Raw genomic sequence first — 25,032 nt, forward strand, 5'->3', positions numbered from 1 at the left:
CGCGGGACGGCAGAAGTGGTGAAATGAAGGCGGACAGCCGTGATGAACTGCTGAGAGACCCCAGCCGCAGCCGTTAAGGCTTGATCACTGCACTTGTTTCCTGCAAGGGAAGCTATCCTATTGGTGAATACAAGAAGGGTTTCGCGGAAGTCCACCGGACTTCGCGAAACCCTTCTTTTTTCCGCTGTACAGGAGACTGTGCCCAACCGCAAAATGTGAGGAGCTTTGAAAAGTCGGCTTCAGCTGCTGGGTGCAGCACGGGGCAGGGGCTGTCGTCGCGGTGCCTGCGGCTATGGCAGTGGCAGCCTGAAGCCATTCCATTTCCTGCGGCAATGGGCGGTGCTTATACGTGTTCCTGCCTATGGCCGGTGGAAATAGTTGGATTTTCTACACTTGCTTATGAGCGTAGGACCCCTCGCCAGGAATTGGTTGGAAAAACAGCACTTATTAGGCTGCCAATTAATCAGCATAGAGGAAATGCCGGAAATTAAGATACGTTTATCCACTTAATCCTCTCAAAGACTCCAAAACGCCCAAATTAAGATACGTTTATCCACTTGCTAGTCGTACAGGGTGGATGCTGCACCTAGGCCGCTATTATGACCTAAAGCATGACCTGCAGCATGGAGCCAGTGTCCGGCCATCATGGAGCCAGTGTCCAGCCATCATGGAGCCAGCCTCCAGCCTACATCGAGCCCTCCGGTCTACATGGAGCCAGCATCCGGCTTACATCCAAGCCGCATCCGGCCTGGCCGCAGCCACCTGCGGGATTTCCTTGCCGGGCAGGAAATGAATGCTGCGGATGTAACGGATGGTTCGGCTCTGCGCCCGCATGATCACGGAATGGGTCTCGGCGCGTTCCTTGCCGATGAAGCGGACGCCGTTGAGAAATTCGCCGGAGGTGACGCCGGTCGCGGCGAAGATCACATCGCCGGTGCCGACCATGTCCTCCATGGTCAGCACCCGTGCCGGATGGTCCAGGCCCATTTGCAGGCAGCGCTGCAGCTCCAGCTGGCCTTCGGGCAGCAGCCGGCCCTGAAGCTCCCCGCCCAGGCAGCGCAGGGCGGCGGCAGCCAGTACGCCCTCCGGTGCCCCGCCGGAGCCCATGTACAGATCGACGTCGCTGTCCGGCAGCGCGGCGGCAATTGCCCCGGCCACATCGCCATGGCCGAGCAGCTTGATGCGTACTCCGGCTTCGCGCAGAATGGCGATCAGCCGCTCATGGCGCTTACGGTCCAGCACCATCACCGTCAGCTCGGAGAGCGCCTTGCCCGTAATCCGCGCGGCCTTGCGCAGCGTAGCTTCAGCCGGATCATCAAGGCTGAGCCTGCCGGCCAGCTCCGGCCCGCAGGCCAGCTTCTCCATATAGATATCGGGAGCATGGAGGAGGCTGCCCCTGTCGGCAATGGCGATGACAGACTGGGCATTATGCAGCCCGCAGGCGACCACTTCAGTTCCTTCCAGCGGGTCCACCGCCACATCGACGGAAGGTCCGTTGCGGGTCCCGACCCGTTCGCCGATGTAGAGCATCGGCGCCTCGTCCATTTCACCTTCGCCGATGACCACGGTCCCGTCAATGGAGACGGAATCGAACATGGAACGGATTGCGGTGGTGGCCGCTTCATCTGCCGCATGTTTGTCACCCCGGCCGATCCAGCGGGCTGAGGATAAGGCGCCCAGTTCAGTGACCCGTACAATTTCCAGTGCCAATTCACGTTCCATAAAGCTTCCCTCCAGTTTCGTCCGGTTAGATGTAACCCATAATAATGCCTGCGGTCTCTTCAATAGCCTTATCCGTAATATCAATAACGGGACAACCCAGCTTCGTGAACAGGGCTGCCGCATATTCCATCTCTTCTGTAATGCGCTCCAGGCTGGCATACTGTGAGCCTGTGGGTAGACCCAGCATTCTCAGCCGCTCGGAGCGGATCTTCAGCATATATTCAGGCTTCATGGTCAGCCCGATGATCCGGCCCGCAGGCAGGCTGAGGAGCTGCTGCGGCGGGCCTACCTCCGGAACGACCGGATAATTCACAACCTTCTTGCCCCGGTGGGCAAGGAAGATGCTAAGCGGGGTCTTCGAGGTGCGTGACATGCCGAGCAGGACGATGTCCGCCTTCAGCATTGCACCAAGGTCGCGCCCGTCATCGCAGGCAACGGTGAATTCAATGGCCTCCATCCGCCGGAAGTAATCCTCGTCCAGCTGATGCAGCAGTCCCGGGCGGGCCTCGGGGGCATCATCGAAGGTATCAATGAAGGCCTGCATCATCGGCCCCATAATGTCCACAATCCGCAGATCGAGGCGGACCGCCTCCTCGCGGATCATCTCCCGCAGCTCAGGCTGAACGAGCGTGTACGCTACGAAGCCCTGATGCTGAGCGGCTTCTTCCATTAACTTGCGAAGTTCATCTTCATGTCTGACGTTGCCGTATCTTCTGATGGTGACACGCTGATTCTGAAATTGGTGTATCACGGCCTGCACGACAGCTTCCGCCGTATCTCCAATCGAATCCGAGCATATCGTAATGAAATGGGTGGATGGCTCCATGCTCTATCGATTCCTCCGTTATCCTTTGGCTTCAAGCTCCAGAAGAAGCTTCACGATGGAAGTCTTGGTCAATCGTCCGACTACGTCCAGTCCGGGGGCGGACCCTTCCCCGCTGCCGGGAACAACCACCGGCAGACTGTCCACCTCGTGATAAATCATACGCTGTGCGGCATCAAGCACCGTATCATCAGGCGACACGGTCACTACCTTGGGCTGGCGGGTCATGACCATGCTAACTGGCATGGTAACCGCTCCCGGATTGCCGAGCGTGACCTTCAGGAAGTCCTTGCGCGAGGCGACGCCGGTCAGCCTGCCGTCGCTGCCGCAGATAATCAGCGTACCGACATCCTGCAGAAACAGGGTGACGACAGCATCCTGAATCGTCGTATTCTCGCGGATAATGACCGGGATGCTCTGAATGTCGCTGACCTTGGTATCCTGGAGCAGACCCCGGCTGTTATGGCGTGCGGCGGCCTTGCTGCCGGGGAAGTAGCCGACCTTCGGCTTCGCATCGATATATTCGAGCATAACCAGGATGGACAGGTCCCCCCGGATGGTCGGCCGGCTGAGGCCCAGGCTCTCTGCGATCTGGTCGCCTGTAATCGGCGCTCTTTTTTTCACAATCTCAATAATTTGCAATTGCCGGGCTGTCAGTTCGATCACAGTTTTCCTCCACTTTCGGGTTTACGTTATAGATACAGCATTCCTTGTTGGAAAAGGAGCACCGTTCGCCGATTCCCCCTTTCAATTGGACGTCCTATTTACAATATTACTTCCTAACTTTCTTATATAATACGCAATAATAATCTTAAATGCAATATATAGTACGTCATATATATTCACTAAAATAGGTTTCGCCAATGAAGCTGGCATTAATAAGGGAGCAGAACAGGCTCATTAACGGGGAATTGCCGCCGGATTGTGAATTTCAGCTCTGGGGCGCAGCCGTGAACCGGGAGGCCCAGACAGAACAGCGAAACAGCCCGGCGCCCTTTGGCAAGGGTCCGGGCTGTTGGAGTTCGGAGCGCAGAAGAGCTACTCTTGCGGGAGAGGCTCTATGCTTCCTTTTTGCAGCACAGAAGTCCCCGGCCGAGATTTGACAATCAGCTGCTTCAGTGCACCCGCATTCACAAGGATGGTTCCGGCAATGATGGTGAAGACGCCTAGCAGCGTTACCCAGGTTACGGCTTCATTATAGAAGACTAAGCCCACCCCGACGGCAATCGGCGGAGAGATATACAGCCAGGTGGACGGGAAGACCGGGTTGGTTTTGGCGACAAGCCAGTAGAACAGAGTGTGTCCCACCATAGACCCGATGACGGTCAGATAGAGCAGGGAACCGGCGGCCTTGAAGGACAGCAGGTAAGCGGGGTGCAGCGGCTCCGTGAAAAGTGACAGAAGGAACAGCAGCACACCGCCGTACATCATCTGGGCCGCGTTCAGCGCTATGGGGGAGACCCCGGTGAAGGCGGTGGTTACTTTTTTGGAATAGATCGCCCCTGCCGCATAGCATAGCTCTCCGATCAGCACGACAATACAGCCGATCAGCCAAAGCGGAGTGACGTCAGCGGCAAGGTTGGGCAGCACGAGCAGCAGTACGCCGGTGAAGCCGATGATACAGCCGATGAGCGAGTAGGCCGGAGCCTTTTGCCGGAGAAAAGCCGTCTGCATCAGCAGAATCATCATCGGACCGGTAGCGGACAGGACGGCGGCAAGCCCGGAGGATACATATTGCTCGGCCCAGTAGAGCGCGGCGAAGGTGCCGAAGGTCAGCGCTGCCCCGGTGAACAGCATTTCCTTGCGCAGCAGCAGAGAGAAGCGGGCTTTACCCCGCAGAACCATGAACAGGAACAGGCTGGCCCCGGCCAGGAAAAAACGCATTCCCGCAGAGAAGAACGGCGGCGCTCCGGCGTCAACGCCGATTTTGATGGCCAGGAAGGTGGTGCCGAAGATCAGACAGACAAGTGAATAAGCGAGCATAATCATGGTTCAATTCCCCTTTGCGGTGGTTGAGTGGCGGTTGCCCTGCAAGTATTCTGTTAATCATATCCGCATAGTCACAGAACAGATTGCAGAACATAGAACAGTTAGCGGGCGGAGTGCGGTACAATAGTTGCATAGTAGATTGACTCAGCGAAGCTGGAGAGGCGGGTTATGATAATGGGGAAAATAGTCGGAAGCGGGCCAAGCAATCCCTTGTTCCGCCAGATCTGTGAGTTCATGCTGAACCGGATGGCACGCGGTGAATGGAAGGCGCACGACAAGCTGCCGTCGGTCCGGGGACTGGCGGAGGAGCTGGGGGTTCACAGGCTGACGGTATTCAAGGCTTACCGGGCGCTGGCGGAGAACGGCAAGCTGTATGTCAGGGACAAATCCGGTTATTATGTTGCGCCCGGCAGCAGGCTGGAGCAGACGGTGGACGGGGAAGTGCCGGTGCCAGGCTATAACGTCTCAAGCCCGATGTCCGATATTCAGCGGATGCCGGTCACGTACCAGTTCTCCCAGGCCTTGATTGATCCGGGGCTGCTGCCGAACCTGTTTCTGTCCGATTATGTCAAAAAAGTATTCGACCTCTATCCGAAGGTCATGGGCACGTATTCCTCTGTTCAGGGGGATGAGGAGCTGCGCAGCACGCTGAGCGGCCATTTCCGCGATATGTATCAGCTTCAGTTATCGGCGGATGAGCTACTGATTACTTCAGGCGCGCAGCAGGCCATTAACCTCATAGCCGGGATCATGCTGGGACCGATGGATGCAGTGCTGGTGGAGCGGCCTACGTATAGTGTGGCGCTGGATATTTTTCGCCGGGCCGGGGCGCGGCTGGTGCCGGTAGAGATCACCCCGCAGGGGTATGATCTGGCGGCGGTGGAGGAGCTGATGCGCAAGGCTAAGCCGCGGATGTTCTATTTGAACCCGACACACCATAATCCGACAGGGGTTACCGTGCCTGCGGAGCAGCGCAAGCTGCTGGTCGAGCTGGCCGAGCGTTACCGCTGCCTGCTGGTCGAGGATGATCCGTTCCGGGACATGTACTTCGGGGCGGAGCCGCCACCGCCGATCTTCAGCTATGATACGGAGGGGTGGGTCATCTATATCAGCAGCTTCAGCAAATATGTCGCTCCCGGGCTGCGGATCTGTGCGGTGGCTTGCCGTTATCCGTTCATGGACCGGCTGATCGCCGCCAAATCGCTGGCCGACAACGGGACGCCGCTGCTGAATCAGAAGATCTTTCTGCACTACTACACCTCACCACGCCTGCAGCAGCATCTGGGCAAGCTGCGGATTGCCCTCCAGGTACACAAAGAGCTGATGGAGGAGACGCTTGCCGCCACCGGTTGGGAGTGGGCAGCGCCGCAGGGCGGGCTTAACCTGTGGGTGAAGCTGCCGGACAGCATCCCGGTAGATACGCTGTTCGCCCGCTGCATGGAGCAGTCCCTCTCCTTCGTCCCCGGTGAACTCTGTGATCCTCTGGGTACGATGAAGTCCTGGCTGCGTCTCAGCTATTCCTTCGCGAGTGAGGCGCTGCTGCGCGAGGGGATGCAGCGGCTGACTGCGATTGCGCGGGAGATTGAGGCGGAGGGGCAGCGGGGAAGAATCGGCGGGTAATTTGTTGACGGACGCTGCGCGGTAAAGAGGCGAAGTAGCTTAGATTGGTGAACTGGAAGAGCAACCTTTCTCTGTAAAATTCCGTCTGGGATTTAAGGAGGGGAATGCAATGTTTGAGAGAAAAAATCTCCGAAGCGGGCTGCTCTTGATGCTCAGTGTGCTGGTATTGTTTATGACTCTACTGACGGTACGCCCGCAGGTAACCTATGCTTGCTCCTGTGTGGTACCTCCATCGCCGCTTGAGGCAATGGAGAAGAGTACAGCGGTGTTTCAAGGTACAGTAATTTCAATGGAGAAGTCGTCCAAACTTATGCAATCCAGTGGTGACCCGGTGTATGTCACCTTTCAGACGGGGGCGCACTGGAAGGGTCAAGTGGGGGAGCGGGTGACGGTGAGTACAGCGCAGGGATCAGAGAGCTGCGGCTTTGAGTTCACCAAGGGAGAACGTTATCTGGTCTATGCCAGAGGAGGAGCAGAGGGGGCAGATGGGACAAAAGAGGCAGAGGGGAAGGCTAAGTTAACAGTCAGCCTGTGCAGCCGGACGGCCCTGTACTCTAATGCGCAGGAGGACCTGAATGAGCTGGGGGCGGGAATGTCCGTAGGCTCGCCTACGGAGCCGCCCGGGACTGCTGATGATCACGGGGCGGTCTCTGATCAGAATCCAACAACCATGCCTGAAACCACATCTGCACCTTGGCTGCTATACGCCGGTGCTGGTGCGGGAATCATAATCCTTGGAGCCGCCGCACTGATTCTCCTGCGCCGCCAATCGAACTTGCGCAAATAATCTGGAGCATCTGAAGTAACTCCTGAATTCAGCGGACGCAGGCCGGGTTAGCAGAGGAAGGGCAAATGAGGTGCACTAGTGCACTTGAATTCAGCGGATGCATGTCAAACGCACAAAGGAGGGGCACTAGCGCCCCTCCTTTATTCCGTATGCTCCTATTCTGTCACAACGGATATCGCCGGTACTCCGTCAGCCAGCTTATCAGCTCTTCTACGCATTCCTCCGGCGTCCGTTCCGCCGTGTGCAGTGTCAGCTCCGGGTCACTCGGAGCCTCATAGGGATCGGAGATCCCGGTGAACGCCGGAATCTCCCCGGAGCGGGCCTTGGCGTACAGCCCTTTGACATCCCGCGCCTCGCAGACGGGGAGCGGGCAGTCGACAAAGACCTCCACGAAGCCCGGCAGCTCCTGCCGGGCATAGCTGCGCATCGCGGCATAAGGGCTGATCACCGAGACAATGGTGATTACGCCGTGCCGGTTCAACATCGCGGCGAGGTAGACCGCCCGGCGGATGTTCTCGAACCGGTCCTCACGGCTGAAGCCGAGTCCCCGGCCCAGGGTGCGCCGCAGCTCATCGCCGTCCAGCCATTCCACCGCCAGCCCCCGTTCCCGGAGCCGGTCCGTAAGCAAGGCGGCAAGCGTAGACTTGCCCGCCCCGGACAGGCCGGTCAGCCATATCGTTAGCCCGGCCTGCCGGCTATGTGCCTGTATCTGATCCGTCATTGTACTATCCTCCCCGCGCCATAAGGTATCCGCTCCAGCAGGCCGGAGCCGTAGATCTGCTCCAGACCCAGCTCCGGCATATGGATGTAGCCGATGTAGCAGTCGCAGACCTTCATGCGGCAGCTCCGCTCAGCGGCCAAGCCCTCCAGCCCGTCGCGGTACAGGTTGCCGATTACCCCGCGGTCTTTATAGCAGCGTTTCACCAAGCCGGGGCCCTGCACGTAGAAGACGCTGCTTCCGGCATTACAGCGCGCGCCGAGACTGTCATAGTCTACAGCATTAATCTGAAAGTGCGGATCAATGCTGCTTAGGAAGGTAATATCCTCAGCGGTGTAATAATCCGTTCTGTCCTTGAAGGCGTTCACCCACAGGTAGACCTCCTCCGGCAAGGCGGCGCGCAGCGAAGCTATTGCCGGGAAAGCGCTGCGGATTCCCACACTGCCCACGCTAAAAGGTATCCCCCGCCGGTACACCTCCGTACACTGGGCCAGGAACCGCTCGCCTCTGACCTGGCCCGGGTGATAGGTCGCCCAGAAAGCGGCTTTGGCCGGGTTCAGCTCGCTAGTGAAGTCCAGCCGGGCCGACAGATTGGTCTGGATGGCGACCTTGTCCACATGCTCCAGATGGGAGAGTGTAACCATCGCCTCCCGGTACCAGCGGTGAATTAACCCTTCGCCATAGGGATTAAAAAAGATAGACAGCCGGTGGCCGGCCTCCCCCTGCGCCGTGACCCAGTCCACGAAGGCAGCGAGCTGGTCGCGGTCCTTGGCGAGGGTGGCGGCGCTGTCTTTGGTTTTGCCGAAGGGGCAGTAAGGACAGTCATAATTGCAGGAAGAGAGGGAGCCGCGGTAGTAGAGGACCGCCTTCATGGCAGGACGAATTCCTTCATCTGTTCCCGGATCTCGCCGGAGATGAACCAGTCGCCGATGGAGTCGGAGTAGCCGAGACCATCCGGAGTCAGCCGCAGGATGCCCTCATCATCCGTGGCGAAGCCACTCTGCACTAAGAGGCCCAGCTCGGGATGATCCGCCCACAGCGAAGTCCCGAACCGCTCGTTATAGTCTGAAATCCTCAGCCCTTCGCTGTGCAGGATGGCTTTCAGGATGAACCGCCGTTTCTGCTCAGCCAGACTCAGCACGATGCCGTAGTCGGCGGTATCATAACGCTCTGCTGTCACATAGTCCGCGATAATGCTCTCCGTAGCCTTGCGGCTGACGCCGTAACGGGAGGCATAATGCACATTCCGCGTGTAGGAGCGCGCGCCGCAGCCGAGGCCGACCATCCCTTCCTCCTGGCAGCTGTAGTTAAGGATCGCCTTGCCGGTCCCCGCAATCTCTTTGGCGAACCTGCGCATCGAGTATTGGCGGTAGCCATGCTCTGTCAGCACTGCGCGTGCCGCTTCATAACATTCATGACGGAGATCGAGCTGGTCCGCCAGATCGCCCGGCTTCACAATCGTATGCTCACGGGTGTATAGCGGATAGAGGAAGATTTCCTCCGGGTCATGCAGCAGTGCCTGATTCAGCGAATAGAGCCAGGAGTCCACCGTCTGCCCGGGGAGCCCGTAGATCAGATCCAGATTCAGAATCGGAAAATCATACTTGCCCAGCAGCTCCAGTGCACGGTACACCACCTCCGGGTCCTGCGGCCGGTAGATGGCTGCCGACTCGGCGGCCACGAAGCTCTGAATGCCCATGCTGACCCGGTCCACCGTATGCTCTTTCAGAATCGACAGCTTTTCTTCGGTCAACGTCTCAGGCGAGGTCTCGACGGAAATGGATACCGTGCTGAGGTCCACGCCCATAATGTCCGTAGCGATGCTGAACAACCGTCTAAGCTGCTCAGGCGCGAGCAGGCTTGGCGTTCCGCCGCCGATGGCGAAGCGCGCATAAGGCTTGTGTCCGGTGAAGGCGGCCCACTGCCGGGCCTGGCGTTCCAGTGCATCCACGTATTCGGCGTGGACATTGGCCCTTTTGTCGGGCAGCGTGAACAGGTTGCAGAAGCCGCAGCGTGCGCCGCAGAAGGGAATATGCATATACAGAAACAAGCTCTCCGCCGGCTCATCCCGCCACAGCTCTTCTAACGAAATGGGCGGACCCAGCGGACGGTAAGCGGTTTTGTGCGGATAAGAGTAGAGATAATTGCGGTAAGGATGGGCCGTAATCTGCTCCGTCCACTGCTGAAGCTCCCCTGAAGAGAAGGGAGGCGGTCCGTCTTGGTTCGTGTGATGCGGTTGCCGGATGGACGTCATACGTTCTCCTTTCTTTTGCAGGTGATAGTTATAAGAAAAATTCGCGGTAAGGCACATTCCAGACTGTCTCATGAGCCAGCCGGTGGCCCTGGTAGCCGTCTTCGCCGTACGCCGTGCCATGGTCGGAGAAGGCCAGGCAGAAGACCGGGTTGCCGCGTTCGCGGAACGCATCGAACAAACGCCCCAGCTCCCCGTCGGCATAACGCAGTGCAGCGCGCTGGCTGTCCACCGAATCCTTGCGGGCTCCCGGCAGGAACATATGGTTCGGGCCATGGATCGCCGAGACGTTGAGGAACAGAAACAGCCGCTGGTCCAGCGGCGTGTTGCCGAGCAGCTTCAGCGCGTGGTTCACCTGATGCTCCGTGGAGCGCGGGTTCGTCACCCCGAAGGTCATCCGCCAGTAGCTGTGCTGGAAGTAGCCGGGGAGGACGCGGGCGAGGGGCACTTTTTTGGTGAAAAAAATGACGCCCCCGATACACACCGTCTGATACCCCGCCGCCGCCAGTCCCGAGACCATATCGGGTGTATCGAACAGCCAGGTATGCGGATGGGTCTTCAGTCCGGTATTCCGCGAATGGAACAGCCGCACATGCTCAGCCTTATTCGTGTCCGCCGGAGTAGGCAGGAAGCCGCCGAAGAAGGCATGATGGGCCGCATACGTGAAGCTGCCGGGGGTGTGCCGCTTCTCCCAGGGGCCGCTGCCGCACAGATTGGGGCAATTCGCCTCCTCCAGCACAGCGGCATCATAGCGAAGGGTATCGAGTGTGATCATTAGGATATCGTGGGTGCCAACGATGGCATTCATATCGGTCATGGGGCCGGATTCCTCCCGGAGAGCTGCTTCATTTCCCATTCGTAGGTGCTGCAGCCCTGGTATTCAACATCATATAACAAGTCGCCAAAAGGATTCACATCCGCCGTATACGTCCGTCCCGCACTGCCCACCAGCACATCAATCCCCGCGATAGAGCAGCGCGGAAAAGCGGCCAGCGAAGCCTCCGCTGTCCGCCGCACCTCTGCCTCCTGCTCCTCCGTCAGCCCGGCCTCCGCCGGAGTCATCCGTCTGCTGCGCAGATGCAGATTCGTGATCGGCGTTGTACTGACCCGGGCTATCGAATGGCAGGCTTTACCGCCAACCACCAGCTGGCGGATGTCGAAGGACTGCCCGTCCTTACCTGGCTTAGGAATCCACTGCTCGGCATAAGCGCCGTGGCGGTACAGCCAGTTGATGATTCCGGCCAGGCGGGTGGAGTCGGTATAGCGCTGTAGCTTGCCGGAATTATAATACACCGGTGGCCGGGTAATATAGTTCTCTACCCCGATGGTGGTCACCGCCAGCTCCGCCCCGGTCGCCGGGTTGAGCTGATAAGCGATCACCCCGGAGGCGGCGGAGCCGCTGGCCAGCTTGATGAACACGCGGTGCATCCGCTGCTCATGCATCAGCTCGCGCAGGGACGCGTAGTCCACGGGGGCTTGTCCGCTGCTGCTGCGTAGCGGGCGGGGCACCGGAACACCAGCCTCCGCGAGGAGCTGCTGGGTGCGGCGCTTGTCGGTCATGGCGGCAATCTCCGCCGGATCATTGGTCCAGCGGGCGGCGGGCAGGAGCTGCCCGGCCTCCCGCCGGAGCCGCGCCAGCAGGCGGCAGTAGCCGCGGAACCACTGGGACGGGTGATGCAGCACCCCGGGCAGCTCCTGCAGGGCTGCGGCCGCTTTGAAGCTGAGCGGACGCAGGTCCGGCTGCTGCCCGAACGGGTGCAGCGAGTCATCGGCGTCCGGGAAGTCCGGCGCGCCGAGTGCGATCAGCGCCCGCTCCAGCGCGAAGCTGCCGCCCGGGGATTCCAGGCGCAGCTGCGGCGCCTGGCCCCCGGCCTGCAAGGCGGGGGCCAGCAGCTCCGCGAGCGGCTGGTTCTCCAGCAGCGCGGCGTAGGGAATCAGGAGCACCGGGGGCAGGCCCAGGCGCTCCATTGCCTGCTGGATGCCGGCCGAGCGCCGGTCGCCGGGCTGGCAGAATACAATCAGCGGTGCTGCGCGCTGCATTACTCGGTGATGGACGGATACCGCCAGTCATCATCGTCAGCGCTTTGCTGCTGGTCGCTGACATCGACCGGCAGTCCGCTGTTCTTCAGGCGGTCCATCATTTCATCCGACATATAATGATAGCTCAGGTTGATATGCTTCAGGCCCTTAACCCGTTCACTGGCCAGAATGGCCTCCGCGCCTTCATCGCTGAGCGTCCCGAGCGACATATCGAGCGTATCGAGCTGGTCCAGAATCGGGGCGTCTGCCAAGGCCTGGGCAATCTCATCCTGGATTTCACTGTTTTTGAGTCCGAGATAGGTAAGCTTAGGGAACTTTCCGGGCTCGATCAGCGGCAGAATATCCTCCAGTCCGCCGTCGAAGCCGTAATTGTCCACACCAAGGTATAATTCCAGCTTGCGCAGATTCGGCAGGCGTGAGGCGGCGACGTCCGCCAGAACGTCCTTGCTGAGTCCGCCGGTAATAATTATGAGTTCTTCAAGCTTGTCATGCTGCAGCTGGCTCAGACGCAGATCGGTACCGCCTTGTGCAGTCAGGGATTGGAGCTCAGGATAAGCGGGCAGCAGCGGCGAGAGGTCGGTCTGGTTGATCCACGAGATTTCACATTCCTCATAGCTCATGTCTCCGATGAACAGCTTGCGCAGCGCCGGGAAGCTCGCTTTATGCTTCACCAGAGCCTCAACGACAAGCTCCGAGCTCTGCTCATAGGCCTGTCCCCAATCACCAATCGTCAGGCTGGTCAGGGTAGCCGCTTCTGGGCTGCTGCTTAAGCGTTCAATCTCCGTCTCCATCCGTTTGCCTTCCTCAAATGCATCGTAATCAATACTGAGCTTCACTGCTGTCATGAACAATCCCTCCCGGAAAATAGTACCTTCCAAATCACCCTAACATGTAGGGTGAGGGAGAGTCAAATAACAGAGGAACATGTGTCCCTATTTGCCCGTTAACTCCTGTAACCACGGGGGTGCGCAGGCCAAATGTAATCGGAAAATCGATCACAATCAGTACGTCGATCGTGTGCGAGCCGAATATATGTGGAAAAGCGAACACAATGCGCCGGGCGAGGGTGAGTAGGGCAAATGTATGTGGAAAACAACATACAATGTGCAACTGCTGGAGTGAGCGGGGCAAACGTATGTGGAAAACAACACACAATGTGCAACTGCGGGAGTGAGCGGGGCAAATGTATGTGAAAAACACCATACAATTTGCAACTGCGGGGGTGCGTGGGGCAAATGTATGTGGAAAACAACATACAAGTACAACCACGGGGTTGTGCGGGCCGAATGTATGTGGAAAACAACATACAATGTGCAACTGCAAGGGTGAGCGGGGCAAATGTATGTGGAAAACAACATACAATGTGCGCGTCGAAGCTGCGTGGGCCGAATGTATGCGAAAAACCGAACACAATGTACCGGGCGGAGGGCGTGCCAGGGCTTGCCGTGAAGGAAGCGTCACGGCCCGCACCTACACTCCCGCCGAGATGGCCCGCCCCGCGCGCAAAAGAGCGCAAAAGAGCACTATCCGCCCGGACGGGAGAATAGTGCTCTGACGGGGTATAGTGCTCCGAAGGGGATATTGCCCGGACGGGGGAATAGTGCTCTGCATGAAGAAGTCGGTACTTGACGTAAGCTTCAGCCTGCTCACTGACGTAAGCTTCAGCCCGCTCCGCCAGCCCGCTCACTGACGTAAGCTTCCTCCCTACCGCAGCCCGCAACTCACCCGTCCGCTCACACCCACCCGAACAACCGGGCCAGCGTTGCCACTGCGAAGGTTACAAATATGGCGATGGCCAGCGGAATGACGGCGGAGAGCACCGCCCATTTCATGCTTTTGGTCTCCTTATAGATGTTCACCAGCGTGGTGCCGCAGGGATAGTGAAGCAGCGAGAACAGCATCATATTCAACGCGGTCAGCCAGGTCCAGCCGTGGCTCAGGAAGATGTCCTTGATGCTGCCAAGGCCTTCGATATCGACCATGGCGCCGGAGGACATGTAGCCCATAAGCAGGATGGGCAGCACGATTTCATTGGCCGGCAGCCCGAGGATGAAGGCCATAATGATGAAGCCGTCCAAGCCGAGCAGCTGGGCGAACGGATCGAAGAAGGCAGCCATATGGTTTAGCACACTTTCGCCGCCGACCATGATGTTGCCAAGCACCCAGGTGATAATGCCTGCGGGAGCGGCCACAATAATGGCCCGGGTCAGGACATTCAGGGACTTCTCCTTGGATGAGCGGACAATGGTCTTCCAGATCTGCGGGCGGCGGTAGGGCGGAAGCTCCAGCGTGTAGTGTGTCGGCACTCCCCGCAGCGCAGTTCTGGACATGACCCAAGATACGCTCAGCGTGACGACAATTCCGATCAGCACGATGCCCATCAGGACGAGCGCGGTGGAGAAGGTACGCAGCGCCCCGGTCGTGGCCGCCCCGACCATGAACATGGAGGAGAGCAGAATCAGCGTCGGCCAGCGCCCGTTGCAGGGGACGAAGTTGTTGGTCAGAATAGCCAGCATCCGCTCGCGCGGCGATTCGATGATGCGGGTGGACAGAATGGCGGCGGCGTTGCAGCCGAAGCCCATCGACATCGTGAGGGCCTGCTTGCCGTGGCCGCCGGACTTCTTGAACAAGCGGTCCATATTAAAAGCCACCCGGGGCAGATACCCGAAATTCTCCAGCAGCGCGAACACCGGGAAGAAGATCATCATGGGCGGCAGCATGACGCTGATGACCCATGAGGTGCCCCGGTAGAGGCCGAGGACCAGGACGCCGTGCAGCCAGTCTGGTGCATGAACCGCCGTGAACCCGGCGGTCAGATACCCTTCGATCCAGCTGAAGAGGGAAGCCAGCCAGCCTGACGGATAGTTCGCTCCGGCAATGGTGATCCAGAAGACCAGCCCGAGGCCGGCCAGCATAATCGGGAACCCCCACAGCTTGGAGGTGACGATACTGTCCAGCTTATAGGTGCTGCTGAGCTTCTTCTTGTCCTGGTAGGTGACGGCCTCGCTGCAGATTCCGGCAGAGACGCCGTAGATTCCGCTGACAATCTCGTCGCGGACCCCTCCCCGGTCGGCCAGCTTCTTCGCGGCAGCGAACAGGGAATCGATCCGGTCATGACCGTTAATGGCATGCGGTGACTCCATGGCCGGCCACCTCCCCGCTGACGGGAATATCCTTGCGGGATATCCTGGATTTGAGTGAACTGAGCAGACTGTGGTCGCCGTCCAGCAGCCGCAGGGCGATCCAGCGCGCCGGATAGCTGGAGCCGACCGTCTGCTCCACCATCGGGATCAGCTCGGCGATGCCCTGCTCAATCTCCTTGCTGTAGGTGATCTTCAGCGGCTCTGCCTGGAATGCGCCGGTGGCGACGCGCTCAATCTGATCGAGCAGCTCTTCGATGCCGGTCCGGTTACGGGCAGAGATGGCCGTGACCGGAACCCCAAGCCGCTTGGCGATTCTTGTCAGATTAATGTCGATGCCAAGCCGCCGGGCTTCATCGATCAGGTTGATGCAGACGACGGCCCGTCCGGTAATCTCAAGTACCTGCAGGGCCAGATTGAGGTTGCGCTCCAGCGACGTTGCATCCAGCACCACCAGCGTGACATCCGGCTGCTCGAAGATAATATAATCTCTTGCCGCCTCTTCATCGGCGGAGTTGGAGTAGAGAGAGTATGTGCCGGGAAGATCAACCGCAACATAGGTGTGCTCCTTATGGGTGAACCGGCCTTCGGCGGTGACCACGGTCTTGCCCGCCCAGTTCCCGGTATGCTGGCGCAGTCCGGTGAGCAGATTGAACAGGGTGCTTTTGCCGGTATTGGGATTGCCTGCGAAGGCAACAGTATACTGGCTCATCCTTCTCCACCTCCAATGATCTCTCCATAGATGAGGGAACTCTCTTCGCGGCGCAGGGCAATCGTTGTGTTGCTGATCCGGTAAGCGGTAGGGTCTCCAAGCGGACTGCGCCTCAGCACTTCTACGCGGTTCCCGGCGACGAATCCGAGATCCAGCAGCCTTCTCCGCAGCACGCCCTGAACCTCGATGCCGCTGATGCGCAGAGTGCTGCCATTCGCAGCTTCAGATAAGGGAATAACGGCTCCAGCCATAAGATCACCTGCTTTCATATCTTTTCGCTTTTCGTTAATTCTCTAGTGTTCTTATATAATTATCCTTAAGTATGAGATATGCACTTGTACCCAATATTGTGCCTGGCACAGATTATTGCAGCTTACCACAATATTAGTATACGGAAATGAATTTGTCCTTGCAACAATAATGTTTCCTTGAGGAAACAAAAAGATAGCAAGATTGATCAAAAAGGCTCACGGGGCTTGCTATATACTTTGAATTGCCGGGGGGTGAGAGAAGTGTACTACCAACTGATTCACAAAAGCATCGAGTACATTGAGCAGCATTTGGAAGATGAACTGGATCTGGAGAAGGTAGCCAAGGCAGCGGGGTTGTCCAAATATCATTTTCACCGGATCTTCCGGAAATACGTGAACAAGAACGTCCACGAATACATCCGGACCCGCCGTCTCAGCCAGGCCGCGAATCTCCTGCTGTATTCCGGGGAGCGGATTCTGGACATTGCCCTGCAGTACGGCTTCGAGAGCCAGGAGGCCTTCACCAGAGCCTTCAAGGAAATCTACGCTTTGCCGCCTGCCCAGTACAGAACGCAGGTAAGACAACTCATTAAGGAAAGAGAGGTTTACACAATGACAGAAATTACAGGCTGGAAAATAACCGGGACTCATCCCGAGAAGTACAAGGCGGAGATCGATCCCCGGGTCTGCTATAAGACAAGTCCCTCGATGCACCTTCAGTCCATTGAGGACACAGGTCCGGACGAGAGTGTATTCGGAACCTTGATGCAGCAGTTTCAGGCAAGCCGGTATGCGGGCAAAAGAATGCGCTTCTCCGGGTTTATAAGAGCGGAGGAGGTCGAGGGCTGGAGCGGCCTGTGGATGAGGGTAGATGACAAGAGCGAGAATCTGCTGGCGTTCGACAATATGCAGAACCGGAGCATCCGGGGAACCACGGAATGGAACCATTATGCTTGTGTGCTCGATGTTCCGCCCGAAGCCGATGTGATCAATATCGGCATTCTCCTAAGCGGCAACGGACAGGTATGGCTGGGGGAATGTGAATTCGAGGAAGTGGGCAAGGATGTCCCGGAGACTGGCGTGATGACGACAGATCTTCTGCCGGAGGAGCCGCAGAATCTGAAATTCAACCAGCAACCGGCAGACTCCGCTTCAAGCTGAACGCTGGCAGAGGCCGCGAATCCATATCGAGACGGCCAGCAGCAGCGGAATGGCGACCTGGAAGAGCGGGTCCAGCTTCAGGCTTGGCCCCAGGCCGATGGCGATATGCTGGGTATAATCCCGCTCAATGAAGGAAGAGCCGTAGATTACCGCGCCGACAGGGAACACCCACCACTTCGCCGGCCTGCCGGTCAGCTCCGCTGCGGCTTTGACCGAGCAGAAATAGAAGAGCATCATCTTGATCAGCAGCCCCATGTAGAGCTGGATCGTAACCAGGATATCCAGGCGTTCCACGAATTTGAGGTTGGATAAGACCCGGACGGTTTTGAGAAAAGGCAGCTGGCTGATTCCCGCAATCACCGGGCCAAGAACTGCCACGTTGAGCGCATTCATGAAGACCAGGAACGCGCTGATCAGCAGGTAGGCGTTAATGGTAGCTTTTACAGGCACACCGGGCTTCTCCCATAACGTCCACAGCATCAGGAACACAATCATCTGCCCGAAGGGGAACGAGACGATCTCCGGCAGGGCAGCCTCCAGGACCGGTAACGGTCCCTTTTCCATGACCGGAAGCAGGCGGCCGAAGTCGATGGCACCCATGAGGCTAAGCAGCAGAACAAGCAGCGCATAGAAGAACAGCATGAACGGCAGCAGCACCTCGGGCAGCCGGAAGACCACCTCGGCTCCTTTCCAGATCGCATACAGGGCCAGCAGTACGAAGATCAGCATCGTGACCGATATCGGGGTGGTGGGCAGCATGGTCATCGCCGTCAGCTCGCCGAGATCGCGGACATTGCGCATAGACTGATAGGCAAAATACAGGCTGTAGACCCCGCCGATACACGCGCCGGGCACTCTTCCAAAATGCAGCCTGAGCATCCCGATGAGATCGGTGCCCGCAGAGCGGCGCTGAATCCACAGCAGAAGCAGGAGCAGAATGAAGCCGGCGGCCGAGCCTGCACACATCGCCAGCCAGGAATCCTGCTGCGCTTTGCCCCCAAGCAGGAACAGCGGTGTGCTGCCGATTTCAAACAGCATGATCATGAATGCAATCTGCAGGGAAGAGACCTGTTCTTTGCTTGGCATATGGCTGCTCAGCCTCCTAACCAATAGATAATCGCTCTGCCGGCAGGCTGGAAGACTGCCGTATACAGGGAGCCCAGCGAGAGATGCGGGGTATCTGTAATTCCGCAAATATGAAGATAGGCGGCATAGGCCAGGATACAGCCGAGCCACAGCCGGTGCAGCCTGCGGCCTTCCCCGCGCAGCCGGGTACAGCCCCAGAGATAAGCAAGGACGTAGAGTATAAGGATGATCGCTATTCTCATAGGCAGCTCCTGGCTCCTTTACTCCTGCTGGACAGATTTGAATGATTTATTGCTGAGGCCGGTCCGCTCGATCTTCAGCGAGACATGGGGGCGGATCTCCAGCTCCTGAAAGAGACGGTCCCAGCTCTTCTCCTGCTCAATCTGCTTCCAGCGCTTCGGATCGCTCCGGTGGATTCTCACGGCAAACCCGGTGACGTCAGCGCCCAAGCTTTTCACCTCTGCCCATGAACCCTTCATCAGCTCCAGCACACGCTGCTCCAGCGATTCCTCCATTTCCCGGATGGCCTTGCGGTCGTTCAGATCCATGACGCTCCCCAGCTCGGTAAGCACGCCTGCACCCTCGACATCAACATCAATCACATAATGATCCTTAGCCCAGACCGGCCGGACTGTGGTGGTGGAATTCTGCAGAATGAACGATGCATCCAGCTTATCGCTTACAGACGGGCGCGAGGCGAAGGCAATGGTGGCAGAATCAACCGTATCGGTCAGAAAAGACAGCCCAAACGCCTGTTGCTGGCTAAGCCACCCCGCGAAGGTATCCCCCTTAATGACCCCCAGCCTGCCCAGCGCCAGACGGGAAGGAAGGTCGGTAACGCCAATTTCACTAGTCTCATCCATCGTCTGGGGGCCGGTCAGCAGAATCTCCGGCAATACCGCGCTTCGGGATTCGGAGGAGAGGGCCATCGCCAGCTCGTAGAGGCGGATGCCCGGATAATAGGACAAAAGCTTCGATTCCTGTTCAATCATCAGCTGGATGCCGGCGCCCTGATTCTTGGTCATCTGCATCAGCTGGTCCAGAATATTCCCGGCATCCCCCTCAGACAGAAACACAAAGACCGTCTCGCGTGCATCCTGCTTGCGCAGGAACATATCGATGAGCTGATTGATCCCGTGCATGGCCAGGCTTTTGCCGATTACAGTGATTCTGGAGTGGGAGAAGAACATCTCCCGCGTACTGGTCAGATTCGTCCGTTCGATCGCCTCCATGATCGTCTTACCTTTGACGGTGAAGGTGAGGAACGGCGGTGAGCTGGTGCTCCCGCCCCCGCTGCCGCCCATCCCGCTGGAGCCGGAGGAAGGATTGATTACCTGGTAGGTTGCCTTCCACTGGTTATCCTCCCAGTCATAAGCTGAGCCGGAGGTAATGCCCAGCTCGTTCAGCTCGCGGTCATCCCAGCAGCCGGAGAGCAGAGGCGCGAGCAGCGGGAGACAGAGCAGGAGACGCAGCAGTCTTCGAGGTGTATTCATGTCTCCCACTCCTTCCGTTTCCTTCTTGACTGGTATACCCGGTTCAGCAGGAGCGCCCCCAGCGGAACCAGTACATTGAACAGGAAGAAGACGACGAACCGTGCTTCCTGGTTATAGTTGTTCAGTCTGTCTATGCTCTGCCAGGAGAAGAGGCATTCCAGGGCAATGACCAGGCCAAGCGCACCGGTGAAGGGGCTGCTGCTCACCCGGAACGTCTGCTTGAAGCATTCCACGGTTGCGAACAGGAAGATTCCGAATTTCAGATAGATCGACAGCACCCAGTAGGAGATGAAGAGGATATCCAGCTTCTCAATGAATTTCCCGATCCGGAGGATTCCGACAGTAGCGAACCCGGGATAGGCGCTAAGCTTGATGAATTCCGGGCCAAAAGCCATCAGGGCAGTAACCAGGGAGAACATCATCAGCACAGCCACGAATAACAGGCCCGTCCAGCCGATGACTCGCGCCCGCTTGGGATATTGCAGATACGGGGCGAGGAACAGCAGCACTGCTACTTCGGACATCCAGGCGGTTGGTGTCAGGCTGGCCAGCGTGATTTCGGCCAGATTATGGTCGAACATGGGCAAGAGCTGATGCACATTCAGATCAGGGTACAGCCCGAAAACATACAGCGGAATGAAGAACAGGAACAGCAGAATAACGAGGCTGTTGACCCTGGCCATTGCTTCGATCCCTTGTCTGACCATATAGATGGTAATGAGCAGAATCAGGATGACCAGCACGGTGACCGGAGTCTTGATCAGCACATTATCCTTGATGAAATTAACGAATTCACGCAGAATCGTCGCCGTGGTATCGAGATAGAATTGCAGCATGAACAGACCAAGGATGCAGGCGGCTGCTGGAGAACTCCGGTTCCCGACCCATTCCAGAAAAGGAGCGCCGTTGCTCTCCCGAATGACAGTTCCGATAATCCATGCGATGAGCAGGCCGGCGGCGGTGGACAGGATAATCGCCAGCGGAGCGTCTTGCTCTGCATAGGTGCTTATAATTATAGGCAGCACAACCGTGGCTGTCGGCAGAATGGTGTTGACGACGAGCATGGCTGCCTGGGTGGTGCCGATTTTCCCGTTCATGCGGAACCCTCCCCCTGCGGTTGAGGCTGTGCCGGTGACGGCAGCTCTGTTCCTTCAGACGGTTGCGGCTTCTGGTCCGGTGTTTGTCTGCGCGTCTCCTTGCCCAGGTACGTCTTGGGGCGCATATTCATGTTCCATAGCGGAACGCGGATGAAGATATCCTTCAGATAACGCGGGACCATCGGCGCAACCGGAGACAGATACGGAACCCCGAAGGAGCGCAGGCCCGCCATATGAATCAGCAGCACCATCAGGAAGGACATGATGCCGAACAGTCCAAGCGTTGCCGCGATGATCATCATGACGAAGCGGATCAGCCGGATCGAGTTGGCGATGGCCAGTGACGGAATGACAAAGTTCGAGATGGCGGTAAAAGAAACCACAATGACCATCGCCGCCGAGACCAGCCCTGCCGAGACGGCAGCCTGACCCAGCACCAGGGCGCCGACAATCGAGATAGCCGGTCCGATCGTGCGGGGCATCCGTACGCCTGCCTCACGCAGTACATCGAAGGTCAGCTCCATGAGCAGCGCCTCCGCGAAGGCGGGCAGCGGCACGCCTTCGCGCTGGGCGGCCAGACTGATCAGCAGCGTGGTCGGCAGCATCTCCTGATGAAAGGTCGTGACGGCAATGTAAAGCGCAGGCAGCAGCATGGACACGAAAAAAGCGCTGTAACGGATCAGCCGCAGGAAGGAGGAGATGTCATACCGCTGGTAATAATCCTCGCTGGATTGGAAAAAGTTGAAGAAGGTCGATGGAGCCAGCAGGGCAAAGGGCGTGCCGTCAATAATGATTCCGATTTGCCCCTCCAGGATGCCTCCGGCCATCGCATCGGGCCGTTCCGTATTCTGAATGGTGGGAAAAGGCGTCAGACCGCCGTCCTGAATGAATTCTTCAATATAATTGCTCTCCAGAATAGCGTCCGTGTTGATGGCCTCCAGCCGGCGGCGGATTTCAGCCAGCACCTGCTCACTGGCCAGGCCCTTCAGATAGATGAGGGCAATACCGGTCCCGGTACGCTGCCCGATCCGGTATTCTTCTATCCGCAGGTCCGGGGTTTTGAGCCGGCGGCGCAGCATGGCGGTGCCTGTGCGGAGGTTCTCGGTGAAGCCTTCCTTGGGACCGCGGATGACTCCCTGGGAGGTCGGCTCGTTGATGCTCCGTTTCTCCCACCCGGCAGTATCTGCGGCCAGCGCAGCCTGCAGGCCCTCGAACAGGATCAGCGTATAGCCCTCAAACAGCAGGTTCAGCAGCACTTCTAGGGTTGTGCTCTCCTTGACGCTTCCGACCGGGAGCAGATGATCCTTGACCTGACGGAAGGCCGTCTCTGCGCTGTGGCCCTCTCCGCCTTGCGTCTCCTTGTCCATGAGCGGCTGAAGCACCGTCTGGTTAACTGCGTCAGCGTTGACAAGCCCATCAATATAGATGAAGGCCAGCGCCAGAGGAGCTAAGGCTTCGTTCCGCAGATGGCGGATCACGATATCCGGACTGTCGCCGATCCGGCGGCTGATCTCGTCCAGGTTGGCCGCCAGTGAGGGCTCCAGCAGGAACGGCGCGGGTACCGATGCTTCTATGGGATCTTGCGAGGGCCGGCGGCTCTTCTTCCGGTTATGAGGCATGATGAAGCCTCCTTTCTGCAGAAATCTGGATGTTGTGGATGTATTATCCCCCGCAGAAGGATGCCTTATTCTGCCTGAATCCGCAAAAAAAGCATTTCTCCCGCCTGTCAGTCAGAGGAGAAATGCTGTATAGTTGTAGCAGTTAACGGGTCTGAACGACCAGCGCGTTGCTGATCAGGCGTCCCGGAGTGGTCAGGTACTTGCCGTTATAGTACAGGCCGCTGGAGGCGCCGCCATCCAGATTCATCGCCTGATAGGCTCCCGCCTGCTTCATAATCTCGGCAAGCTGCGGGATGGTTGCCCCGCCGGTGGTCAGCAGGATCAGCTTATGGTCCCGGGTGATCCCGAGTGCGCTGCGTGCGCCTCCGCCGGTCAGGATTTTGGGGTCACGGAAGCCTTCGGCCGCAACATTCAGCGCGACCTTTCCGTTGACCAGCAGCCGCGGGCCTGCCTGCAGGGCACCTTCGATAGAGCCGGCATCGAAGCGGGCCTTGAATTCACTGCCTGGGATCAGCTCGGCCAGCATGTTGCGGTCGTAGGCGAAGACGGCCCTGTTGTCTCCGGGGCTGTTCTTCAGCATTTTGCCGCCGCTGATGATATAACCGTAAGGGGCCTTGAAGGCACCGTCCGTATAAGCAGCGAAGAACGTGCCGTTGATGGCAGCTACTGCCTGGCTGCGCTTGGCAATGCTGGCGAGCGCTTCCGTGCGGCCGACGGTATTGCCTGCCAGCACAGCGTCCAGCCTCACGGATGGATGCAGCAGAGAGACGGTTACCGTCTGCACACTGAAGGAGCGTCCGCCGATCTTGTAGGTATGCTTGCCGCTGACGACAGCGTGCGCTCCGCTCTTAATCAGACTGCCGTTCTGTACAGGCAGAGTGGCCGTCACAGCGGTGCCTGTATTTGCTCCGCTTGTCAGTGTCAGCGATCCGGCGTCCTTGTTCCACTGAAGCTGTATGCCGAGCGTCTGGCTTATGAGGGACAAGGGGACATAGGTTGTCCCGTTATCACTGAACGGCTGGATGCCCAGAGCTACGGGCTTGCCGTTGACTGAAGCGCTAGCCGTGCCCGGAGTGAAGATAATGGATTGTTCATCGCGTGTAATTTGGATCTGATTCCCGGCAGGTGACAGCACCGACTGAATGCCGGCGAAGCCGTTCAGGAACCGGAGCGGGATGAAGGAATGATTCTGCTTGTCCACGTATACGGCAAGCTTGGTGTGCGGCGCCGCAGCGGCGCCGGAGGACAGTGCAGGAAGCAGCACGGCCAGCAGACAGAAGGCGGTAAAGAGGGAAAGCAGTTTTCTCATCATACAATAATCTCCTTTGGAATCTAGCAGCAGGACTGCGGTGTAGGGTGAATCTGGAATGGACTCCAGAATGCGGAACTCAAGCTTTCATCATATAATCAGCGCCATGGATCGTCAATGGGATGAATAGTATCCGGAAAATACCAGCTCAAGAATAGGCAGATTCTGCCGATAATATGCTTAACACTATTAGAAGTCTTAGGTTTCACATGATAGCTTCGCTTTTGTTCAGAATATGTTCAGTTTGGACGTGTACAGTAGCGCTTGAACGCGATGAATTTGATGACAGGCCACAGGAGGGTGCAGGCATAATGGAAGAGGCCCGTAATTATATACTGACAATTCTATCTTTATGTATAGGTTTCCTGACGGTATACACAATGCTGCGACTAACCCGGGGCTTCTCCAGACAATCCCCGAGATCCCGTGCAGTCCGCTCCAGTCTTGCTGTGCTGGTGATCCTTACCGGCCTGGGCATGATGCACCTGCTGGGCAGCAGTACACAGTCCGGCTTCGCCACGGAACGGGGCAGCCAGCTGATTCCTCTGGCGCTGTATACGCTGACTCTGGCGGTGATTCTGTACCTGCTTTTGCGGGTGCGCCAGCTGATTGGCGAGCGCGAGCAGCTTAAGGAGCTGGCCTACCGGGATACGCTGACCGGCCTCATGAACAAGAACGGCATGGATCATTTCTGGGGGCATTGCAAATCCGGCGAACCGCTTGCGGTTTTCTATCTGGACCTGAACCGCTTCAAATCGATTAATGATACGCTTGGCCACCATACAGGAGATCTGTTGCTGCAGGCTGTAGGCACCTGCCTGCAGCAGTTCACCCGTAAGGGCAAGCGGCATATTTTCCGGGTAGGCGGGGATGAATTTGTCATTATCGCCAAGCGCTGCAGCCGCAAGGATGCTGAGCAGCTAGCCCTGAACGTGCTTGAACGTCTTACCCGGAACTACAGGCTGGAGACCCATGAATTGTTCGTGTCAGCCAGCATTGGAGTCACGATCAGCCAGGGCAGAGTTGACCCGAAACGGCTGATCCAGGAGGCAGATTCCGCCATGTATACGGCGAAGCAGCTGGGAAGCGGGCGATATGCTGTCTACAAAGAGGAGAGCTTTCAGCCTCCTGTCAGGCTGGTCAGCAGCTCCAAAGCCCAATAGCGGTGGCCGGGCGGCCCCGCAAAATAAGCACAAACGGCGTTGCCGCTCTTG

Annotated in this window: 23 protein-coding genes; 4 read left to right on the forward strand and 19 right to left on the reverse strand. The window is 58.0% G+C overall.

Annotated elements, in window-relative coordinates:
* Nucleotides 1-726: 726 nt before the first annotated feature.
* From glpX to MHI24_RS21950, 4 genes are all read right to left on the reverse strand, one after another.
* Entirely contained in the window at nt 727-1,722 is a 996-nt protein-coding gene (glpX, locus tag MHI24_RS21935; protein ID WP_340021642.1) for a class II fructose-bisphosphatase, read from the reverse strand.
* Nucleotides 1,723-1,747: 25 nt separating this feature from the next.
* On the reverse strand, nt 1,748-2,548 hold the full coding sequence (locus tag MHI24_RS21940; protein ID WP_340021643.1) for a pyruvate, water dikinase regulatory protein: 801 nt from the start codon (nt 2,546-2,548) through the stop codon (nt 1,748-1,750).
* Between the two features lie 18 nt (nt 2,549-2,566).
* Nucleotides 2,567-3,211 carry a helix-turn-helix transcriptional regulator gene (locus MHI24_RS21945; protein ID WP_340021644.1) on the reverse strand — a complete coding sequence of 215 codons (645 nt, stop codon included), beginning with the start codon at nt 3,209-3,211 and terminating at the stop codon, nt 2,567-2,569.
* Nucleotides 3,212-3,583: 372 nt separating this feature from the next.
* Nucleotides 3,584-4,534, reverse strand: a complete 951-nt coding sequence (locus MHI24_RS21950) for an EamA family transporter (RefSeq protein ID WP_340021645.1) — start codon at nt 4,532-4,534, stop codon at nt 3,584-3,586.
* Between the two features lie 174 nt (nt 4,535-4,708).
* On the opposite strand from MHI24_RS21950, the gene MHI24_RS21955 reads away from it, so the two are divergent.
* Both MHI24_RS21955 and MHI24_RS21960 read left to right on the forward strand, forming a co-directional pair.
* Nucleotides 4,709-6,154, forward strand: a complete 1,446-nt coding sequence (locus tag MHI24_RS21955; RefSeq protein ID WP_340021646.1) for a PLP-dependent aminotransferase family protein — start codon at nt 4,709-4,711, stop codon at nt 6,152-6,154.
* Nucleotides 6,155-6,263: 109 nt separating this feature from the next.
* A complete protein-coding gene (locus MHI24_RS21960) occupies nt 6,264-6,941 on the forward strand; it encodes a hypothetical protein (RefSeq protein ID WP_340021647.1) in 678 nt (225 codons plus the stop codon).
* 163 nt (nt 6,942-7,104) lie between these two features.
* Here MHI24_RS21960 and cysC read toward each other — a convergent pair whose 3' ends face one another.
* The 9 genes from cysC to MHI24_RS22005 all read right to left on the reverse strand — a co-directional run bounded on the left by cysC (nt 7,105) and on the right by MHI24_RS22005 (nt 16,053).
* On the reverse strand, nt 7,105-7,662 hold the full coding sequence (cysC, locus tag MHI24_RS21965) for an adenylyl-sulfate kinase (RefSeq protein WP_340021648.1): 558 nt from the start codon (nt 7,660-7,662) through the stop codon (nt 7,105-7,107).
* On the reverse strand, nt 7,659-8,531 hold the full coding sequence (locus MHI24_RS21970; protein WP_340021649.1) for an STM4011 family radical SAM protein: 873 nt from the start codon (nt 8,529-8,531) through the stop codon (nt 7,659-7,661). Before MHI24_RS21970 ends, cysC begins: the two co-directional genes overlap by 4 nt.
* A complete protein-coding gene (locus MHI24_RS21975) occupies nt 8,528-9,913 on the reverse strand; it encodes an STM4012 family radical SAM protein (RefSeq protein ID WP_340021650.1) in 1,386 nt (461 codons plus the stop codon). Before MHI24_RS21975 ends, MHI24_RS21970 begins: the two co-directional genes overlap by 4 nt.
* A 28-nt stretch (nt 9,914-9,941) precedes the next feature.
* Nucleotides 9,942-10,727 carry an STM4013/SEN3800 family hydrolase gene (locus tag MHI24_RS21980; protein ID WP_340021651.1) on the reverse strand — a complete coding sequence of 262 codons (786 nt, stop codon included), beginning with the start codon at nt 10,725-10,727 and terminating at the stop codon, nt 9,942-9,944.
* Entirely contained in the window at nt 10,724-11,950 is a 1,227-nt protein-coding gene (locus MHI24_RS21985) for an STM4014 family protein (protein WP_340021652.1), read from the reverse strand. Before MHI24_RS21985 ends, MHI24_RS21980 begins: the two co-directional genes overlap by 4 nt.
* Nucleotides 11,950-12,795, reverse strand: a complete 846-nt coding sequence (locus MHI24_RS21990; protein ID WP_340021653.1) for an STM4015 family protein — start codon at nt 12,793-12,795, stop codon at nt 11,950-11,952. The genes MHI24_RS21985 and MHI24_RS21990 overlap by 1 nt, the downstream gene beginning before the upstream one ends.
* A gap of 888 nt (nt 12,796-13,683) precedes the next feature.
* Nucleotides 13,684-15,093, reverse strand: coding sequence for a nucleoside recognition domain-containing protein (locus tag MHI24_RS21995; protein WP_340021655.1), 1,410 nt, complete (start codon nt 15,091-15,093; stop codon nt 13,684-13,686).
* Nucleotides 15,071-15,802, reverse strand: a complete 732-nt coding sequence (locus tag MHI24_RS22000) for a FeoB small GTPase domain-containing protein (protein WP_340021656.1) — start codon at nt 15,800-15,802, stop codon at nt 15,071-15,073. Before MHI24_RS22000 ends, MHI24_RS21995 begins: the two co-directional genes overlap by 23 nt.
* A complete protein-coding gene (locus tag MHI24_RS22005) occupies nt 15,799-16,053 on the reverse strand; it encodes a FeoA family protein (protein WP_340021657.1) in 255 nt (84 codons plus the stop codon). Before MHI24_RS22005 ends, MHI24_RS22000 begins: the two co-directional genes overlap by 4 nt.
* A 261-nt stretch (nt 16,054-16,314) precedes the next feature.
* On the opposite strand from MHI24_RS22005, the gene MHI24_RS22010 reads away from it, so the two are divergent.
* Entirely contained in the window at nt 16,315-17,214 is a 900-nt protein-coding gene (locus MHI24_RS22010) for an AraC family transcriptional regulator (protein WP_340021658.1), read from the forward strand.
* On the opposite strand, the gene MHI24_RS22015 is transcribed toward MHI24_RS22010, so the two are convergent.
* The 6 genes from MHI24_RS22015 to MHI24_RS22040 all read right to left on the reverse strand — a co-directional run bounded on the left by MHI24_RS22015 (nt 17,206) and on the right by MHI24_RS22040 (nt 23,818).
* Entirely contained in the window at nt 17,206-18,300 is a 1,095-nt protein-coding gene (locus MHI24_RS22015; RefSeq protein ID WP_340021660.1) for a GerAB/ArcD/ProY family transporter, read from the reverse strand. The two genes, MHI24_RS22010 and MHI24_RS22015, sit on opposite strands and share 9 nt — an antisense overlap.
* 8 nt (nt 18,301-18,308) lie before the next feature.
* Entirely contained in the window at nt 18,309-18,542 is a 234-nt protein-coding gene (locus MHI24_RS22020) for a hypothetical protein (RefSeq protein WP_340021661.1), read from the reverse strand.
* Between the two features lie 18 nt (nt 18,543-18,560).
* Nucleotides 18,561-19,793 (reverse strand): Ger(x)C family spore germination protein, encoded by a 1,233-nt coding sequence (locus MHI24_RS22025; protein ID WP_340021662.1) that lies wholly within the window; start codon nt 19,791-19,793, stop codon nt 18,561-18,563.
* Nucleotides 19,790-20,890 (reverse strand): endospore germination permease, encoded by a 1,101-nt coding sequence (locus MHI24_RS22030; protein WP_340021663.1) that lies wholly within the window; start codon nt 20,888-20,890, stop codon nt 19,790-19,792. The genes MHI24_RS22025 and MHI24_RS22030 overlap by 4 nt, the downstream gene beginning before the upstream one ends.
* Complete coding sequence (locus MHI24_RS22035) at nt 20,887-22,509, reverse strand: spore germination protein (protein WP_340021664.1); 1,623 nt, start codon at nt 22,507-22,509, stop codon at nt 20,887-20,889. The genes MHI24_RS22030 and MHI24_RS22035 overlap by 4 nt, the downstream gene beginning before the upstream one ends.
* A gap of 142 nt (nt 22,510-22,651) precedes the next feature.
* Nucleotides 22,652-23,818 (reverse strand): phosphodiester glycosidase family protein, encoded by a 1,167-nt coding sequence (locus MHI24_RS22040; protein ID WP_340026753.1) that lies wholly within the window; start codon nt 23,816-23,818, stop codon nt 22,652-22,654.
* A gap of 380 nt (nt 23,819-24,198) precedes the next feature.
* On the opposite strand from MHI24_RS22040, the gene MHI24_RS22045 reads away from it, so the two are divergent.
* The gene (locus tag MHI24_RS22045; protein ID WP_340021665.1) at nt 24,199-24,981 is read left to right on the forward strand and encodes a GGDEF domain-containing protein; all 783 of its coding nucleotides are present in this window, start codon (nt 24,199-24,201) and stop codon (nt 24,979-24,981) included.
* Nucleotides 24,982-25,032: the final 51 nt, after the last annotated feature.

Source organism: Paenibacillus sp. FSL K6-1096 (assembly GCF_037977055.1).
Lineage (GTDB): Bacteria > Bacillota > Bacilli > Paenibacillales > Paenibacillaceae > Paenibacillus_AQ.